General features: G+C 32.9%; 17 protein-coding genes, 1 tRNA gene and 1 pseudogene. 17 read left to right on the top strand and 2 right to left on the bottom strand.

Annotated features, from left to right (window positions below; translation table 11 throughout):
* Nucleotides 1-73 precede the first annotated feature (73 nt).
* The 5 genes from B6K90_RS07090 (at nt 74) to B6K90_RS07070 (ending at nt 4083) form a co-directional block, all read left to right on the top strand.
* Entirely contained in the window at nt 74-1423 is a 1350-nt protein-coding gene (locus B6K90_RS07090) for a TrkH family potassium uptake protein (RefSeq protein WP_328588125.1), read from the top strand.
* Nucleotides 1424-1438: 15 nt separating this feature from the next.
* Complete coding sequence (locus tag B6K90_RS07085) at nt 1439-2095, top strand: potassium channel family protein (RefSeq protein ID WP_088012048.1); 657 nt, start codon at nt 1439-1441, stop codon at nt 2093-2095.
* 100 nt (nt 2096-2195) lie between these two features.
* Nucleotides 2196-3386 (top strand): DUF6944 family repetitive protein, encoded by a 1191-nt coding sequence (locus B6K90_RS07080; protein ID WP_088012047.1) that lies wholly within the window; start codon nt 2196-2198, stop codon nt 3384-3386.
* Between the two features lie 296 nt (nt 3387-3682).
* Complete coding sequence (locus B6K90_RS07075) at nt 3683-3877, top strand: hypothetical protein (RefSeq protein WP_088012046.1); 195 nt, start codon at nt 3683-3685, stop codon at nt 3875-3877.
* A gap of 133 nt (nt 3878-4010) precedes the next feature.
* Nucleotides 4011-4083 (top strand) — tRNA-Val (locus tag B6K90_RS07070).
* A 128-nt stretch (nt 4084-4211) separates the two neighbouring features.
* On the opposite strand, the gene B6K90_RS23970 is transcribed toward B6K90_RS07070, so the two are convergent.
* Nucleotides 4212-5201, bottom strand: a complete 990-nt coding sequence (locus B6K90_RS23970; RefSeq protein WP_088012045.1) for a tyrosine-type recombinase/integrase — start codon at nt 5199-5201, stop codon at nt 4212-4214.
* Nucleotides 5178-5291: pseudogene (locus tag B6K90_RS24520) on the bottom strand (Arm DNA-binding domain-containing protein); the annotation flags it as partial. The gene B6K90_RS23970 and the pseudogene B6K90_RS24520, both read right to left, overlap by 24 nt.
* 320 nt (nt 5292-5611) lie before the next feature.
* On the opposite strand from B6K90_RS24520, the gene B6K90_RS07060 reads away from it, so the two are divergent.
* From B6K90_RS07060 to B6K90_RS07005, 12 genes are all read left to right on the top strand, one after another.
* Nucleotides 5612-5959 (top strand): DUF4304 domain-containing protein, encoded by a 348-nt coding sequence (locus tag B6K90_RS07060; protein WP_167555302.1) that lies wholly within the window; start codon nt 5612-5614, stop codon nt 5957-5959.
* The gene (locus B6K90_RS07055; RefSeq protein ID WP_167555301.1) at nt 5956-6648 is read left to right on the top strand and encodes a spore germination protein; all 693 of its coding nucleotides are present in this window, start codon (nt 5956-5958) and stop codon (nt 6646-6648) included. The genes B6K90_RS07060 and B6K90_RS07055 overlap by 4 nt, the downstream gene beginning before the upstream one ends.
* A gap of 295 nt (nt 6649-6943) precedes the next feature.
* Nucleotides 6944-7825 carry a LysR family transcriptional regulator gene (locus tag B6K90_RS07050; RefSeq protein WP_088012042.1) on the top strand — a complete coding sequence of 294 codons (882 nt, stop codon included), beginning with the start codon at nt 6944-6946 and terminating at the stop codon, nt 7823-7825.
* A gap of 730 nt (nt 7826-8555) precedes the next feature.
* Nucleotides 8556-9959, top strand: coding sequence for a DUF1254 domain-containing protein (locus B6K90_RS07045; protein ID WP_088012041.1), 1404 nt, complete (start codon nt 8556-8558; stop codon nt 9957-9959).
* Between the two features lie 179 nt (nt 9960-10138).
* Complete coding sequence (locus tag B6K90_RS07040) at nt 10139-10594, top strand: 2,4'-dihydroxyacetophenone dioxygenase family protein (protein WP_167555300.1); 456 nt, start codon at nt 10139-10141, stop codon at nt 10592-10594.
* Between the two features lie 83 nt (nt 10595-10677).
* Complete coding sequence (locus B6K90_RS07035; protein WP_088012039.1) at nt 10678-11103, top strand: SCP2 sterol-binding domain-containing protein; 426 nt, start codon at nt 10678-10680, stop codon at nt 11101-11103.
* Nucleotides 11104-11141: 38 nt separating this feature from the next.
* Nucleotides 11142-12656 carry a long-chain-fatty-acid--CoA ligase gene (locus B6K90_RS07030; RefSeq protein WP_088012038.1) on the top strand — a complete coding sequence of 505 codons (1515 nt, stop codon included), beginning with the start codon at nt 11142-11144 and terminating at the stop codon, nt 12654-12656.
* A 214-nt stretch (nt 12657-12870) separates the two neighbouring features.
* The gene (locus tag B6K90_RS07025; RefSeq protein WP_088012037.1) at nt 12871-13263 is read left to right on the top strand and encodes a YidH family protein; all 393 of its coding nucleotides are present in this window, start codon (nt 12871-12873) and stop codon (nt 13261-13263) included.
* A gap of 53 nt (nt 13264-13316) precedes the next feature.
* Nucleotides 13317-14279, top strand: coding sequence for a formylglycine-generating enzyme family protein (locus B6K90_RS07020; RefSeq protein WP_088012036.1), 963 nt, complete (start codon nt 13317-13319; stop codon nt 14277-14279).
* A gap of 48 nt (nt 14280-14327) precedes the next feature.
* Nucleotides 14328-16448: an arylsulfatase gene (locus B6K90_RS07015; protein ID WP_088012035.1), complete on the top strand. Its 2121-nt coding sequence runs from the start codon at nt 14328-14330 to the stop codon at nt 16446-16448.
* Between the two features lie 96 nt (nt 16449-16544).
* The gene (locus tag B6K90_RS07010; protein WP_167555299.1) at nt 16545-17813 is read left to right on the top strand and encodes an MFS transporter; all 1269 of its coding nucleotides are present in this window, start codon (nt 16545-16547) and stop codon (nt 17811-17813) included.
* A gap of 165 nt (nt 17814-17978) precedes the next feature.
* Nucleotides 17979-19382 carry an aldehyde dehydrogenase gene (locus B6K90_RS07005; protein WP_088012033.1) on the top strand — a complete coding sequence of 468 codons (1404 nt, stop codon included), beginning with the start codon at nt 17979-17981 and terminating at the stop codon, nt 19380-19382.
* Nucleotides 19383-19438 lie beyond the last annotated feature (56 nt).

The following is a 19438-nucleotide window of genomic DNA, read 5'->3' as shown; positions in this document are numbered from 1 at the left end:
AAAGTTTTTTGTTTTTTAACTTAAAATAGGTAGAATAGATAATAGCTATTAGAAAATTATTCCATAAACTTTTATCCAGCAAATTAAAGGAGAAAAAGAGCTACTTATGAAAAGAAAGAAGAAAAAAGTAAAAAATCCTCTTCATTACATATTTATTTCTTATATAATCATTACATTTTTATTTTCATTCTTTTACTATCTTCCATTTACACGAATTTCGAATATACGTTATATTGACAGTTTATTTGTTTCAACAAGTGCGATTAGTGTAACTGGATTAACAACAGTAAACTTAGTTGAGACATTTAATGTGTGGGGAAAAATATTATTAATGATTCAAATGGAAATTGGTGCGATTGGAATCGTTGTTTTTATTAGTTACGGTTTTATGATGCTCGGAATACGGATGACGATTTCAAATTTACTAGTCGTATCCAAGGACCAAAATCAAAGTAGCATTAAGTCAATTAGAAGATTGAGTTTGTCAGTATTATATACATCATTATTTTTTCAATTTATAGGTGGCTTATTTTTTTACAGTCAATTTAGGGAGAAATACGACTCAGTAAAAGAAACTTTACTAGTTACTGCATTCCATTCTATTGCAAGCTTTACAAATACAGGTTTTGATTTATTTGGAAATAGTTTAATTTCGTTTCAAAAAAATAATTTAGTCCTAATTGTAACTGCAGCGTTAATCTTTATAGGAGGATTAGGATATCCGACTATAATGGAGTACATCTATAAATACCACAAGAAAAAATCCTTATTTACAAGGATTAATATGCGACTGCATTTTTCGTTTATGATTCTTGGAACAATTGTTTTTTGGCTTTTTGAAAGAGGCCATGCGTTTAAACATTTAAATTTTTTTGATCAACTAACAAATTCACTTTTTTTATCGGTCACTAGTCGAAATGGAGGGTATGCACCTCTTGACATTGCAGAACTAACATTGCCTGCAATATTAATAATTCTAGTGCTTATGTATATCGGTGGAGCTTCCTCGAGTGCAGCAGGAGGTATACGATTAACAACAGTCTCGGTTTTAGCTGCAAAAATGTTTTCAGTTATTAAGTCACAAGACGATACAATTATTTTTAGAACGAGTGTAAAGAAAGAGGTAGTTGACCGTGCATTTGTGATTGCGATGAGTTTTATTATTTTAATTACATTTGCAACAATCTTTATTTCAGTTTTTGAACCGTTTCAATTAGATTTAATTTTACTAGAGGTTATTTCGGCAATTACAAATACCGGATTATCATTAGGGATTACAACAAATATCCATAGTTTGTCAAAAATAATATTAATTTTATTAATGTTTATTGGAAGAATTGGGATCTTTACGCTAATATATTTCGTATTTAGAGTTGATAATCAAAAATTAAAATATGTTGAAAAAGACTTAGCAGTTGGGTAAGGAGGAGATTTTTATATGCCAAAGCAATACTTAGTAATAGGTGCTGGAAGATTTGGTCGAGGAATTGTAAAAGAGTTTGATCGATTAGGTCACGAAGTTGTTGTTTGCGATAAAGAAAAGATGACATTAGAGCAATTGGAAGAGTACACAGAATATGCTGTAATTGGTGATTTACGTGAGGAGTCTATTCTTGAAGACTTAAATGTGAGTCAATTTGATGCAGTATTTGTCGCGATCGGAAGTGACTCGTTAGCCTCCATTTTAATAACGAGAAGATTGAAAGAGAGAAATGTAAAAAGAATTATTTGTAAAGCAAATAATCGTGAAGTTGGTGGGATTTTAGAAAGTATTGGAGCGGATTTAGTAATCTATCCAGAAGAGGAAGCTGGACATAAAGCAGCACGTATGGAAGCGATGAGTGGAATAATCGAATACATCGAAATTACAAAAAATGTTGCTGGAGTTGAAACAGTTATTCCTGAGAAATTGATTGGCAAAACATTAAGAGAAATGAATTTTTCGATGAAATATGGCATAACAGTTGTCCTGATCATCCGCGAGGGTGAGCCAATGGTATCCCAAATTGGAGACGTAGTTTTTCAAAGTGATGATTTAATTTTTATTGTAGGAGAAAAATCAAAAATTGAATTGTTTAAGAAGAAAGTTGGATAAATTTATTTAGGGCTCAATTACATTTCCCTATTTGGAACGTTTAAACGTAATAGATGAATATACTAATCCTAAATGACTAATCAAGGATTGGTGTTTTATAATGAGCCAAGTAATGGAGGTTATTGGGGCATGGGTGAATGCGATCGGAACAATCAGTTCGGCAATTAGTAGTACACCTATGAGAGGATTAAAGGGAGAAAACCGAAAAAGATGGGAGGATATAAGTTTTCATCTAGATTTTGGTGGGAATTCCTTTCAAGCGATCGGTAATATAATAGAAGCTTTTTTAGGAGAACCTAGTGTCTTAGAAGATGCAGGTGAAATTATTCAAGCTTCAGGTAATGTCACTGTATTATTTAGTTTATTAGAGGCAGAAGCAGAGGAAGAAAAAGTAGAAGAAGAAAAAGATGCAGACCGAGCAATAAAATTAAATATGACTGGTAATGCACAACAAGCTTTTGGTGGACTATTGGCAGCCTTAGAGGAATTTAGTGATGAGGAATTTGATGTTTCTGGTTTCATGGGTAATTTTTTACAAGCGATTGGTAATACATTACAAGTATTAGCTGGTTTCGTAGAGCTAGAAATAGAGGATTTAAAAGACTATTTAAAAGAAACTGAGCAAGTAGAACAACCAAGTGATTTATCGGATGGAATCATATTTGATGTACTTCAAGAATATCCTGGCAGTGTTCCAGAGGCCGAGGCTAGTGAACTTTCAGACGGAATCATATTTGATGAAGTACAAGAATATACAGGTAGATTGCCAGAAAATCATGATAGTGAAGAATTAATATCTAATGGAGTTGATTACAAAGAAGCGGTAGTATCAAATGAAGAAATATTGAATGAAATAGAGAAGCTTTTTGGTAGATTACCAGATTACGAACCAATTGAAGAACCAGATGAAACGATTCCAAGTCAACAGGAGGAATCAATTTCTAGCGAGCAAGGCGGGCCTAGTGATCTATCAGACGGAGTCATTTTTGATGTACTTCAACAATTTGCAGAAGAAACTGAAACAAACCCATTAATTAAGGAATACGAAGAATTAGCATTACTTCTAAAATATAGTGGAAGTTGGATTCAAGCTGGCGGTTCAATCATATCTTTATACTCTGAACAAAAAGAATTATTTAGTACGAATGATGAACAAAAGGAGAAAGGGAATAAACCACTAAAAGAGAACAAAAACTCAAAAAGAAGAAATAAACGGAAATCGGCGGAGATCGAATCAAATCAAAAGAAAAACAAAAGCTCAGAATATACAGAGATAAAGAAAAAGAGCTAACAAAAATAAGATATAGTGTGGATGTTAGTTCTAGATACATAGAGTGGAGAAAAAAGCATGTCCTTTATGGTTCTTTAAAATAATCTTGTGGAATATTTTAATAGAAAAGAATAAGTAGAGATAAATCATTAGTGCTTGCACATTTACAAAGTCATTAAAATGCTCAATAGTAAACAATTTTTCTAATTTTTGATTACATAATAGGCAAACAGGAAAATATTAATAGTAAAGAGAGTGTTTCCTTCACTATGATTGGTTAAGGAATATTAATATTTAACTATAGGGGAGATCTGCCTATGAAAAGTAAAATGATTAAAATCGTTAAAAACTATAAAGTTCAGACATTTGTGTTTGGTGTGGGTGTTTTACTTTTGTTCTTAACAATTGTGGTTGGTAGTATTCTTTTAAGTAATATACCAAGAGACAAAGATTTAAGATGGAAAGATTTAATGCATACAATTAACGAAATAGAAGCAAAGTCGAATAGATGAGCATTTTTCAAGATTGAAAACTACATTCTAGTGGACTTATATTCAAAATTTTTTGTTAAATATTGGTTGAAGAGTGTTAGACAAAACAGTATAATAGAATTAATTAGAGAGAATTGTCTCTCAAATATAATACGATTCCATAGCTCAGCTGGGAGAGCACTACCTTGACAGGGTAGGGGTCGCTGGTTCAAGTCCAGTTGGGATCATACAATTAAGGAAGCTCAAACCTAAGTATAACAAGGGTTTGGGCTTTTTCTATATATTCATTTAATTCCATTTATTGTAATGAATATTATTCATTGCACAAAGACTGCACATAAACTTCACGAGCACATTAATTTAAACCAAATTTCTTATCAAATCGATCAGCTGTATTCTTCTGCATTTCTTCATTGGAATGTGAGTAAATACCAAGTGTTGTTTCAACTCTTGAATGACCTAATCTTTCGCTAACAATTTTAGGATTCTCGCCCATTCTCATTAAAATTGTGGCGTGAGTGTGGCGCAAATTATGAAAAGGAATAACAGGAATATTCGCTTCTCGAGTGAGTTGTTTAAATTTACGAATTAAATTTCTAGGCTCTAGGTAATTTCCATTCTTTGCACAAACAACTAAATCAAGATCTTTAAAGGTTTTTACTTTTGACTTCATTTGATTCTGGGAGGTTTTATGCTCTTGTAATGATTTAATGACGCTATCGGATATAAAGATTTCTCGAAGTGAATGGTCTGTTTTTAGCTCTTTTACAAGAAGACCTTTATTTTTAGATCGTACTAAGTTTTCTTCAACGTAAATAACACCTTTTACTAGATCAACGTTACGCCATCTAAGAGCTAAAATTTCACCACGACGCATTCCAGTAAAAATGGCTAATTGAAATGGGATTAAATAATTATCACGTGCGCAAACTTCTAAAAAAAGTTTTGCTTCATCAACAGTCCAAGTTTGTTTTTTTGTCTTAGAAATTCTTGGAGGTGTAGATTCTTTTACCGGATTTGTTTTTATCAATTCCCACTGCAATGCCTTCTGAAACGCTTTAGATAAAATATTGTGCATAATTTTTACATAGGCATTTGATAAAGCTTCATTTAATTTTGCAGCATAAAACTGATCAATGTCATAAGTAGTGATTTTTGCTAAAGGTGTTGATTGAAAATAAGGAACTATATGGACACGAAGTATTGTTTGAGCCTTTTCAAAACTGGTTATTTGAACCTCACTTTTGTAGGTCGAATTGACCCAGTTTGTAATGAAGTCTTTAAATAGTTCTTTCGTAGGTTCAATGAAATTTCCTTCTGCAATTTCATTTTTAAGCTTGATCATTTCTTCTTGTGCTTCACGACGCGTGTTAAAACCACTACGATAAACTTGTTTACGTTTACCAGTTTTTTGATCAGTACCAGCATCGATTCGGAAAGCCCAAGAATTACCTACTTTTTTAGTGACATAATTGCACCTCCAATAATTTTTGGAGGTAGGGTGTAATTATTAAGATTCACTTTTTTCAATTTACATATTCAAATATCTGTAACTCATCATAATCGACAAAGAATAATAAAAATTTGTGCTTGTCCATTGCTTACTAAATTAAGATTAAAACATTTCGGTTTTACTTGGAATCTTAGCTGGTCACTAACTAAATTAGTTACATGATTATTTTTTATTTATTTAAAAAAGGATGCTGACTAATTTGGTGTAATGAAATAAAACAAGATGATGTGGGGGTGAAACAATTGGAGAAGACTTATAGAAAAATTATTAATGAAATAATAGGACCGCAATTCATTTCGAATGGGTTTAAAAAGAGAGGAGACACATTTGCTAAAAGAAATACGGACTTTTCGTATGTTGTTAAAATTTATGATAACTGGAAAGAGGCTGATGATGTGTCTTTTACTTTAAGATCAGGTATCTTTTTAGAAAGTTTATTTGGTATTTATTTTATGAAGAGAGTACCTAAATTTCCCGTTTTAAATGATTCGATTTATCAGTTGAACATTTCAAATTTAGCTAATCGCTCTCATGAATGGTATAAGCTAAATTCGATGACCAATATGAAGGACGAATTGCAGTTCTGGTGAATGGAACTCCACAAGCAGTAGTTGTGCCTGCATTATTTGTTCAGTATATGGCTCTTCCGAATGAATATTACACAAAAAACGGTAGTCTCACTAACAGATTGATCTTATTCTTTTGTTACTTTCTAACTATCTGTTTACCGGGAATATATGTTGCTATCTCTAATTTTCATGAGAATTGGTTTTCAGCAGAATTTACCAAAAAGTATTTTACTCAATCAAGTACAATTCTTCCATTTTTTTTCGAAGTTTTCCTACTAATACTTGTTTTATACATATTAGGTATAGCATCATTTCGAATTCAAAGCGATTTAATTATTTTAGCTTCGTTGATTGGAACAATGGTTATAAGCACGACAGCCGTAGATGCAGACCTAATCCATTCTCTTAGTTTGATTATTGTAGGGGCTACATTTCTATTGAGTTTACTATTTACCACTGGAGGAATATTTAACTCTATATTCACATTAAGATTTCTATTTTTAATCATCGGTAGTTTCTTAGGATTAACTGCGATGGGAATCGGACTCGTCTTGTTATTTATATACATGGCCAGCTTACGATCTGTCGGTGTTCCTTTTTTAGCTCCTATCATACCGTTTCGACCACAAGAATTCAAAGATGTATTTTATCGTGGAGATTTAAAGAAATTGACTAATAGTCCACACAAGTATCCTCATGATGATGAATAAGTGTTAAATATTAAAAGGATCTCTATATTTTGAGATCCTTTTCGAATGTTAATAGAATATTTTTATCATATTGGCTTTGTCGCTGAATATATTGTTTCACTAATAAGGCAGGGCTTTTTTCTTTTGGACATAGCTTAACTTTAATCACATTTCTTCCAAGTATATACTACTCAAATATACATTATCTTGATTTTTAAGGCGAAATTAATAGTTAAAACAAAAAGCTCAAACAAAGACAGAATTTAGTATAATGGATTATAAATACAATATGTCATAATTTTAAAGGAAAATAAAAATGTATATTGAAAAACTAAACTATCTTGTAGAAGTTGTAAAAGAAAAATCAATTACAAAGGCTGCAAAAAATCTTCATATTTCTACTTCTGTAATTAGTCAAACAATTACACAATTAGAAAAAGAATGGGGAATAAAATTATTTAAACGCCACAAGACGGGGACGATTTTAACGGAGGAAGGCAAAGAGGTATTCATAAAAGCCTCAGAAATAGTCGTAAAATATAAAGAGTTAAAAACCATTGTAAGTGATCGTACAAGTAAACTCAATGCGAAATTATATATATCTTGTGTTCCAAGTATTTCTTATTTAATTTTTGACAAATTGTTAAGTTTCAAAAAAAAGTTTCCAAATATCAGTATTAACATTCATGAAAATAATCCCGATGATGTTTTAGTTGATATTAAATCTGGTAAATATGATATAGGCTTTCTAACTATTTCTGATGAGAAATTAAAAAATGAACAGGACTTAGTATATGAGAAATTATATGATGGAAGTCTTTGTGTTCTTGTTAGTCAAGATTCTCCACTTGCAAATTATAGTGTACTAACGCCAGAATTACTAAAGAATGAAAATTTTATTCTTTACGAATCTGATCATATAAAAACCCCTTTTGATTTATTTTTTAAACATGCAAATGTCTCTTTTTTATCTAAAAATATTGATATTATTTCTAGGACAGTTAAAGAAGGACTAGCTATAACGTTATCATCCGATCTTGCCAAATATAGTCCATTTGTTTTGAAAGGAGACATAATTGCTATTCCACTGAAAATCGAAAAATACTATCCAAATCCTTTTTGGTATATTTATTCTCGTAATACCCCATATTCCATTACTTCCGAAAAATTTTTAAGGCATTTACAAGAAGAATTTTAATAGTTTAAAAAAGGATTAGGATTAATCCGAAATTTTGTATTAGTCTAAATTTTTGAGTTGAATTTATAAAAACAGAAGTGCCTTGCTCGATTCGCAGCAAGGCTCACTTTTTGACTCCATGTGAGATCCTAAAAACTAAAACTAGGAATGCAAGAGAATTAAATCTATTAATCAGGTGGATTATACCGATAAAGTTTTTTATGAGGAAAAATATATCAGGATAACGTTTTTTTGGTATTATTCCTGCACTTTAAAGTAAACTCTTTCTATTTCAACTGAATCAAACTTCGCTTATGGACCTCCTCAATATGGACTAGTTCCACTTGATTCTCCTCATATTGATGCTCAAAATACTTCTTTTTTTCTTCCCTGTATGAATTCTAAAAGTCCAATTAAGCCAATGAATTCAAATTAGTGAAGCTCAGTCTTATGATTGAGCTTTTTGTTTTTTTTACGGTAATAGAATTTGTTTTGAGGTTTATACTTTGAAAAATGCAAACTATTTTTTTGATTGTTTAATATTTTCTAACCATACTTAGATAGTCTTTAACGATACTATAATTATATATTAAATTAACTAAAGCTGTAGTAACATTAACTCGAATAATCTGATTATTCAAACATAAAGGGGGGTGATTGTTTTTATTAGATATTGAGAGAGAAAATGGTTACGTAGATCCTATCCATCTTATGGAAAAATAAGAACGTTTAAGGAAAGGGGTTATATTTCATGAAAAGAAAAAAACTATTAATTAATGTAGTAGGAGTGCTAGCCACCTTGTCTATTTTTACAGGGAGCGTATTTGCCGGCACACCTTCAACAGCAACACAAACTATTGATCCTGTCGTGGCACCTCAAGATCAGTATCGTGAGAATTTAGCGTATAGCATTGGAATCCAGGCATATCTATATGGATTTCCTCTCGTAGACATGGTTAAAACAATGCAAATAGCTATGCAAAAAACTCCTTTGAACACATTTTCTCATATGAGAAGATTAGCAGATCCAAGTGATAGAGACATTGTTGCTCCGAATAACGATACATTGTATTCACAAGCTTGGTTGGATTTATCGAAAGGACCAGTAGTTTTTAGTATTCCAAAAGCAGAGCCAGGTAGATATTTTTCATTCCAGTTTTTGGACGCTTATACAAACACATTTCGTTACATTGGTACACGTTTGAAAGATACAAATGCAGCTAAATATGTTATTGTAGGACCGAATTGGAAAGGGAAATTTGCAAAGGGTACGAAAGTTATTCAATCTCCTACTAATATGGTTTGGCTGCTTGGACGTACATTAGTCAAGGAAGAAAAGGATTTAGCAAATGTATATGCTATTCAAAACAAATATACATTGGCACCTTTAAATAAAAAACAAGCAAAACCATTAATCGATTTAAAAACGACTATTTCAGAAAGTGACTTCAATGATCCAGCACGCTACTTTGATATCATGACTCGATCGATGAAATTATTTCCAGGTCCATCAAGAGATGAGTCTATGTTATCTCAATTTAAACTGATTGGAATCGATCCTAATAAAGGATTTCAAGGAAGTAACGATTCTGCAACTATGGCCGGTTTAACACGTGCACTGAAAGATGCAAGAGAAATTATGCTGAAATCTCTATCAAATGTAGGTACAGAGAGCAATCATTGGACCGTCTTTAATAAAAATATTGGTACGTACGGTACGAACTACCTCAATAGAGCGTCAATTGCAGCATTTGGATTAGGTTCTCATCTTCCAATCGAAGCGATATATTCACGTACTACATTTGATAGTGATGGAAAACCACTAAGTGGAGATCACCAATATGTTATTCATATCGATAAAAAACAAATGCTACCAGTAAATGGCTTTTGGTCGTTATCTTTATATGGACCAGATCAACTCTTTGTAGACAATCCAATTAATCGTTATTCAATTGGTGATCGTACAGAAGGACTTAAATACAATAATGATGGTTCACTAGATTTATATATCCAGAACTCAATACCGGAAGGGCATGAATCAAATTGGCTTCCTGCACCTACAGGCAACTTTGTCCTTGTAATGAGATTGTATGAACCTAAACAAATTCTATTAGATGGATTATATACGATGCCGAGTGTTCAAAATATAAAATAGTCGATTTGTTATAAGGCAATGAATAATAGGGAGGTGTAACTAATTAATTATAGGTCTCTAAAATTAATAGAATGCGTTTCGTCAATAAAAGTAAGGTTATATCGTATTTCTTATTATCAGAAAATTACAAAAATAAAGTTAAAATAATATAAAACTAACAAATGAAAGAGGGATTTTTTATGTCATATCCATTATTAGAAACAGTTTACATGAATCCTGAAGAATTACCATGGATTCCATGGGTTGAAAATGCTGAAATCAAAATATTAAAAGTAAATCCAATAAGTGGTCAATTTTTCGCTTTAATAAAAGCTTCAGAAGGCGCAGTACTACCTCCACATTATCACCATGGGACAGTCATTGTTTATACAATTCAAGGCGCATGGAATTATGAAGGGGAAGAATGGATTGCCAAAGCTGGAGATGTCATTTTTGAACCAGCAGGATCACTTCATCAACCTGTAATGCATAGTAAGGAAGATGTTATCGCACTTAATATTCTAGATGGCTTACTAGAATTCCAAGATACTGATGGTAACCCACTTTTTCAATTAAACTGGGTATCCGCTTTAGAAATGTATAAAGAACATTGTGATGTACATGGATTAGAATTTAAGGATCTATCGAAATATTAATTTATTCATAAGAAAAATAATAAAGCCCTCCTTAATTAAAGGGAGGGTTAGCAATAGAATCTTTTAATTAGGAGGAGTAGAAAATGGGATTACAAGTATTTACTCAAGATTGGGCAGAGCAGTGGAAAGATGAGCTTAATAAAAGTGAAATGTTCAGGAAATATGGTGCAAAATGGGAGTGGCCATTAATCATGAAAATGAACGCCGATCCTTCGGTTGGACTAAATGAAGATCGATTAGTTTATGTAGACTTATGGCATGGTGAATGTCGTGAAGCACGTGTTGCAGAACCAGCAGATATTGAGTCAGTACCTTACATCGTTAGTGGAGATGTACAAGTTTGGAAGAAAATTTTAGACAAAAAATTGGATTCCACTACTGCACTAATGACTCGTAAAACAAAATTAGAACGAGGGAATATTATGAAGCTTGCAAAGTATACGAATGCATCAAAATACATGGTAGAAGCTGCGACTTTTGTTGAATCGGAATTTCCTGATGGAGTTTAAAACTATTGATAGTTAGTTCTAAGAAGGAGACGATGGTTATGAGTTGTAATTTAAATAATAATTTGATAAATAGTGCCGAAAAGTATCCTTATCGATATGCATATACATTTTTAAATCAGAGTGTAACGTATAAAGAACTAGATTCAATGGTTGATAAAGTTGCATCAGGATTATATACAAAAGGTATCCGAAAAGGTGATCGAATTGCATTGCTACTTGGGAACAGTCCTGAATTTATCACTGCGTATTATGGGATTCTTCGTACTGGTGCCTCAGTAGTACCAATTAATCCAATCTTTACTACTAATGAAATTTCATACATTATTTCAAACAGTAAAGCTAAGGCAGTAATCGCTAGTAGTGCCATAAAATCTACCTTATCGTCTGTAGTTAATCAATTAGATAGTTTGGAAATGATTTTTTACACGCAAGAACTTGAATCTGACAATAGCTGGGAAAAGCTTATACAAAATTCTAATAACGTATTTGTTGCACCGCCTATATATGAAAATGATCTAGCTGTTATTCTGTATACTTCAGGTACAACAGGGCAACCAAAAGGGGCAATGCTTTCTCATCATAATTTGGTTTCAAATGCTGAATCATTTGCTGAACTTGTGAAGTTCACTGAATATGATCGTATTATCGCGACATTACCAATGTTTCATGTGTTTTGTATGACAGTTTGTATCAATACTCCAATTAAAAGTGGAGCACACATTATAATTGTTCCTAAATTTAATCCTACTGAAGTAGTAGATACGATAGTAAAAGCAAAAGCTACTTTGTTTGCAGGTGTTCCTACAATGTACAGTTTTATGTCTCAATTACAGGATGCTACAGCAAAAGATTTTTCATCAATTCGGGCATGCATTTCAGGTGGTGCTTCATTGCCTATTGAATTACTTAATCGCTTCCAAGAGAAATATGAAGTCGAAATATTAGAAGGATATGGTCTATCAGAAACTTCTCCTATAACTGCGTTTAATCCTTTAAATGGTATTAGAAAACCAGGTTCCATAGGCTTAAATATACCTAATGTAATTAATAAAGTGGTTGATGCGAATGGTAAAGAAGTTCCTAACGGTGAAATTGGAGAATTAGTTGTTCAAGGACCGAATGTAATGCTTGGCTATTTAGAAATGCCAGAGGCGACATCTACTTCTTTAAAAGATGGTTGGTTTTACACTGGGGACTTAGCAAAAATGGACGAAGATGGCTATTTTTATATCCTTGATAGAATAAAAGATTTGATTATAGTTGGTGGCTATAATGTTTATCCTAGAGAGGTTGAAGAGGTACTGTATCAGCATCCTAGAGTAGTTGAAGCAGCTGTAATTGGAATTCCAGATGATCAATATGGAGAAAGTATCAAGGCGTTTATCGTTTGTAACGATGTAAATGTATCAGTTGAAGAGATTAATGAGTTTGCAAAAGAAAGATTAGCGAAGTATAAGCATCCTAGAGAAATTGAGATTTTGACGGAACTCCCTAAGAATAGCACTGGGAAAATTTTAAGAAGAGCTTTACGTACATTTGTAGGAAGCACATAAGGGTTTTGTAAACTTTATTTGTTGAATCTTCACGCTTTTCTTGGCAAATATAAATATCCAACAAATACTAAACTGAGTTTTAACGGATTTGGTTACTAACAAAAGTAGTTTGATTTTTGAACTGGCTAGCCATTGTAGTTCGACATGATAGCCTGGATAGTTAGAGAAAAGAGAATATGATTATCAACTAAATCGTTATGAGTAGGAGAATACTATGGAAGCTCTAACAAAGATGCAAGGATTAAATGGACAAAATGTGAAGTATGCGCAACAACATCTAGCTAACGAAAGAACATTTTTAGCCTGGATAAGGACTGCGATATCTATCACTGGCGTGGGGTTCCTAACAACATCATTGCATTTTACGATTACGATTAGTTCAAATAAGTATATTAATTTATTAGTAATATTTCTTGGCATTTACGCATGTGTAGTTGGTTTTATAACAGGGATTTTATCAACGATTCAATATTCAAAGAAGAGAAAAGAAATTGAGAAAGGTATTTATATACCTTCAAATAAATCGATAGTTTTTGTTTCTATTCTATTTTCTCTATTAATCTTCATGATTCTTATGTATCTTTCTTTTTTATTATTCGCGAAATAGACGACGTAGGAAACCTACTTGCAACTAAATACTTCTTAAAGAGAGTGATTTGAATGGAACTACAAAAAAAATTTGGATGCTGTTCTCCAAGTAATCAAAAATCAAGCTTTTCTCAATATTCTAGACAAAGCGTTGTTAAAAGCGATCATAAAATTTCTGATGAAAATAGTATCTACATTCCAGGCGGAGAATTTTTAATGGGGACTGATGATCCGGAAGGTTACAAAGCTGATGGTGAAGGACCAATACGTAAAATAAAGGTGAATCCGTTCTACATAGATGCATGTGCCATAACTAATTCTCAGTTTGAAGAATTTATATCTGATACAGGTTACAAAACTGAGGCAGAAATTTATGGATGGTCCTTTGTGTTTCATTTGCTTTTGTCTAGTGAAACAAGATTAAAAGTTAAACAACTTGTCCAACAGACTCCGTGGTGGTTGGTTGTGGATGGGGCGAACTGGAAACACCCTGAAGGACCGGATTCAACAATTGATAATAGATATGATCATCCTGTAGTTCATGTATCATGGAACGATGCCTCAGCATATTGCAACTGGGCAGGAAAAAGGCTACCGACTGAAGCAGAGTGGGAGTATGCTGCTCGGGGAGGTTTAGAACAAAAGAAATATGCTTGGGGAGATGAATTACTTCCTAATAATCATCATTTTGCAAATATATGGCAAGGTGAATTCCCAAATAATAATCAAGTATTAGACGGCTATAAAGGTACAGCTCCAGCTAAATCGTTTCCTCCTAATAATTATGGTTTATATAATGTTTCAGGGAATGTATGGGAATGGTGTTCTGATTGGTTCAGTGCAACTTATCATATTAATGACACTAGAGATAATCCTAAAGGTATACCATACGGTACTTCAAAAGTAATTCGAGGAGGATCCTATCTATGTAATGAATCTTACTGTAATCGTTATCGAGTAGCTGCTCGTAGTTCTAATACACCTGATAGTTCTACTGGAAATATGGGATTTCGGTGTGCTAAAGATGTTAAGTAAACATAAGTAGAAAATTGAATCTATGCATAATTAAAGGAGACATTGAAAATGAAAAACAATATTGTATACATTGTACTTGATGACATGGGTTTTTCCGATTTAGGTTGCTACGGTTCAGAAATTAAAACGCCTAATATCGATCGTTTAGCACAAAATGGTTTGAGTTATAATAACTTTCATGTTACACCTCTTTGTTCCCCAACTAGAGCAAGTTTATTGACTGGAAGAAATCACCATTCTGTGGGGATGGGACTCCTTTCAAATTTTGATTTGGGTCCTGATGTGCCTAGTACACGAGGTAAAATTAGTCCTTCAGCTGGAACAATAGCAGAAATTTTAAAGGAAAAGGATTATAGTACTTTTGCAGTAGGGAAGTGGCATTTAACACCAACTTATGAAGAAACACCAGCAGGTCCATATCAAAATTGGCCATTAGGAAAAGGTTTCGATCGTTATTACGGATTTTTAGAGGGGATGACTGATCAATACAATCCTAGTTTAGTTTACGATAATCATAGTGTCGAGCCTCCAAAAACACCTGATTACCATCTTTCTGAGGATCTTGTCGATCATGGGATAAAGTTTATTTCTGATCATGCTTCCATTTTCCCAGAGAAACCGTTCTTTATGTATCTTGCGTTTGGTGCACAGCATTCACCACACCAAGTCTCCCAGAAGTATATCGATATGTATAAAGGAACATATAACAAAGGTTGGGATCGAATTAGGGAAGAAAGACTTGAACGTCAAAAATCATTAGGGATTGTCCCTCATAACACTGAGCTTGCCGAACGGAACTCTGGTGTGAAGGAATGGAGCACTCTTACACCAGATGAAAAGCGATTATTCGAAAGATTCCAGGAAACATACGCTGGATTCCTTACTCACACAGATGAACAAATTGGTAGATTCGTTGACTTTCTAGAAACTATCGGACAATTGGATAATACTTTGATTGTGTTTCTATCTGATAATGGAGCAAGTCAAGAGGGGGAATTTGATGGGATTCTAGAACAAGGTTCATATTTTAATGGAATTCCGACGAATACAGAAAGTTTTCTAGATCGAATAGATGAAATTGGTGGTCCGGATACACATCCAAACTATCCTCGTGGGTGGGCACAAGCAAGCAATACACCTTTTAAGTACTATAAACAAACAACTTTTGATGGAGGAATTCATGTTCCTTTAATTTATCATTTTCCAAATCGAATCAAAGATATTGGATCAGTTCGTAACCAGTTCCACCATGTTATTGATATAACTCCAACTGTTCTAGACTTGCTTGGTATAAGTGCACCTACAGAAATCAAAGGTGTTAAGCAAATGGAGCTACACGGTGAAAGTATGCAGTATACATTTGAAAATCCCAATGCTCATACAAGTCGGGAAACTCAATACTTCCTAATGGGAGCACAACGTGCAATTTGGCATGACGGCTGGAAAGCAATCTCCTTCCATACAAAAGGAACTCCATATGAAGAAGATAAATGGAGCATATATAAAATTAATGGGGATTTTTCTCAAAATCATGATTTGGCAACAGCATTCCCTGAAAAACTCAAAGAATTACAAGATGTCTGGTTGAAAGAAGCCAAGAAATATAATGCGTTTCCGATGATCGATAAAACGATTGAATTATTTGTTTATGTCTCACCGGATGATAAGATAAGATCTCGTACAGAATTTACTTACTATCCAAAAATGAGCCATAATCTTTCTTCACCACCTATTTTTAATCGATCATACACGATTACTATACCAATTGACCGTCCAAGTATGAGGAGTGAAGGAGTATTAGTTGCTCACGGAAATCAATATAGCGGATATACAATCTATATTCAAAATAACAAATTATACTATGAGTATAATTATGTAGGAAATGTCTATAAAATTGAATCTAAATTAGTGGTCCCAGTAGGAAAATCAAATATACGATATGAATTTTCAAAAACGGGTTTGTTACAAGGGAAAGGGTTGTTATTCATAGATGACCGCCAAGTTGGAGAAGTTGATTTGTTAAAAACCTTACCGCTTTTAATCTCAATCGAGGGGATTGATATTGGACGAGACGCATATTTACCTGTGAGTAAGAGCTATGCTGAATTCGGAGACTTTGCGTTTACCGGAAATATTCAAAAGGTCGAGTTTATTTTGCAAAATGATTAGATCAAAAAAGTAATGCTAGTCAAAAATTCATTATTTATTGAGAAGAACAGGAAATTGCAAGGAAATAATACAAAATTGGAAGGGAGAGACTATTACTTGAATCGCTTGGTAATTATCATTATGTTATTACTCGCAACCCTAATAAACTTTGCAGATAAAACTTCCACAAGTGTCGCATCTGTATATATCATTAAAGATTTTAACCTATCCTATGTTCAATACGGTTTACTTGGCAGCGTTTTTTTCTGGTTCTTTAGCGTATTTGGTGTAATCGGGGGTGCTTTGTCTGATAAAATTGGTACAAAAAAATTATTAGGTATTCTCTTAATTGCCTGGTCGTTATTACAATTTAGCACCTTTTTTATAAAGAGTTTCGCTTTTATACTTATTTACAGAGTACTTCTTGGAATATTTGAGGGGCCATTTGGACCGGTCGCGATTAGTCATATTAGTAAAGTATTCCCAGAAGAGTCGCGAGGGACGGCTATTTCGATTGGTAATGCAGGTGGAATGATAGGTGCAATGATATTGACCCCCATTTTAGTACATGTAAATAAAATTTATGGCTGGCGTATTTCTTTCGTATCTTTAGGGATATTGAGTCTAATTTGGGTTCTTGTATGGAGATTTGTAAAAGATAATTCGAAGAAAACAAATGAAAATTCGGAAATAAGTTATGTAAAGAAGAAACTTAAATGGTCAGAGTTTAGAAAAGTTTTATTCTCTCCTACTTTAATCTTTACTCTAATCAATCTATTCGCATGTTATTGGCTAGTGGTATGGGTTTCAGTATGGCTACCTGTTTATTTAGTAAAAGCTATTCACTTATCCGAAACGAAGATGGGATTTACAGTATTAACAATTGGGCTTATTAACTTGGTCGTATCAATCTTTGCTTCTATATGGTCTGATAAGCTGTTTAAGAAATCGAAGAATTTACGTTCATCTCGAGTATTATTTTCATCGTTTTTACAGATAATCAGTGCAGGATTACTATTTACTACAACATTTGTACAATCACCAGGGCTTGTGATTGGATTATTAGGTGTATCAGTAGGGTTATCTACCAATATATTGAGTGTTGGTCCTATTATCATTATGAGTTTATTACCTGAGAGACGTGGACTAATGGTTAGCATTGGGACTTCTTTTCAAAATTTGGCTGGTATCTTTGGGCCGTTAGTCTGCGGTTACATTATTGAACTAGGGGGAAATACCACTTTGAAAGGATTTAACTATACAATACTATGCACAGCTGCGATCTTATTTGTAGGTGGGACATTATTTGCTATCTTTGCAAAACCTGATTTACCATTTAAAAATCAAACTAATCGCATCAATTATACGAAAACAAAAGAAATTTAAAGTGTGAATAATTTAAAGTATATTCTGACAAAGGAAGAACAAATCTATTATTTAACATGTCTCTATAATCTATTATATATTTTAGCCAATTAATTGTTATGTCTACATAAGTCAGAATATTACAAAAATAACAAAGGTAATTAAAACCATAAAAAGGAGATTAATATGCATCAATTAGTAGATAATCCATTAACCAAATCGTCACAATACGCTTCATTAATTTCTTATCAGCAAGCCTTTTTTCGATCTGGAAAAACACGATCATATGAATTTAGAATGAAACAGTTAGATAAATTGTATAAAGTAATCTCAGAAAATGAAAAGCTTATTTTAGAAGCAGTTCATAAGGACTTGAATAAGAGTGTATTTGAAGGTTTTTTTGGAGATATAGCTTTAATTCTAAATGAAATCTCATATGTGAAAAAACACTTAAGAAAATGGATGAAACCTTCAAATGTACGGACTCCAATAACTCACTTTGGAAGTAGTTGTAAAACTTATCGTGAACCATTTGGAGTAAACTTAATTATTTCACCTTGGAATTATCCATTTCAATTAACATTTATACCCCTTATTGGTGCGATTTCAGGAGGTAACACAGCAATAATAAAGCCGTCAGAGCTTACTTCAAATTCTTCTGCTCTTATTTCAAGAATTATTAAAGAAACCTTTCCACGCGAGTTTATTGCTTGTGTTGAAGGTGGAGTTGAAGAGAGTGTTGCGCTATTAAATGAAAAATTTGACCACATCTTCTTCACAGGAAGTGTTCAAGTTGGAAAAATTGTTATGCAATCTGCAAGTGAACATTTAACCCCTGTTACCCTAGAACTTGGTGGGAAGAGTCCAACAATTGTTGATTCAAGTGCAAATTTAAAACTTGCTGCTCGTAGGATCGCTTGGGGAAAATTTTTTAATGCTGGTCAAACATGTATTGCTCCAGATTATGTTTATGTACACGAATCAATTGAAGAAAAGTTTCTTGGAGCTATAAAAGAAGAGATTGAGCGATTATATACAAAAAATCCACTAACTTATAGTGACTATACACATATTGTTAATAATCGTAATTTCGTAAGGTTAAAAAAAATGTTAGAAGGCCCAAAAGTATTTCATGGTGGAAAAACAGACGAAAATACGTTAGCTATTGAACCAACTATTCTTACTAATGTGTCATTAAATCACGCAGTAATGCAAGAAGAAGTTTTTGGACCAATTTTACCAGTATTACCTTTTAAATCGATCGATTTTGTAATAAATGAAATTAACAAAAATCCAAAACCATTGGCTCTTTATCTTTTCACCGAAGATAAATCTATTAAAGAACGAATTATAGGAGATGTTCCCTATGGTGGAGGTTGTGTAAATGATACGATATTTCACATTACAACGCCTCATTTACCTTTTGGAGGAGTTGGACAAAGCGGACACGGATCATACCATGGAATTCATTCATTTAAATGTTTTACTCATGAAAAAAGTGTCCTAACTCAAACAACAAAATTCGATTTAAGTGTAAGGTACCATACTTCAAAAGGCGCACTAACAATTATTCGAAAACTATTCAAATAAAAAAGGAATACACTTAAATTTAAAGTAAATTCAATTTAGTAACACACTAAAAGCTA

The organism is Gottfriedia acidiceleris (assembly GCF_002128425.1).
GTDB lineage: Bacteria > Bacillota > Bacilli > Bacillales > Bacillaceae_G > Gottfriedia > Gottfriedia acidiceleris.
Note: the sequence above shows the minus strand (reverse complement) of the source record. Positions and strands in the feature narration are given on the sequence as shown.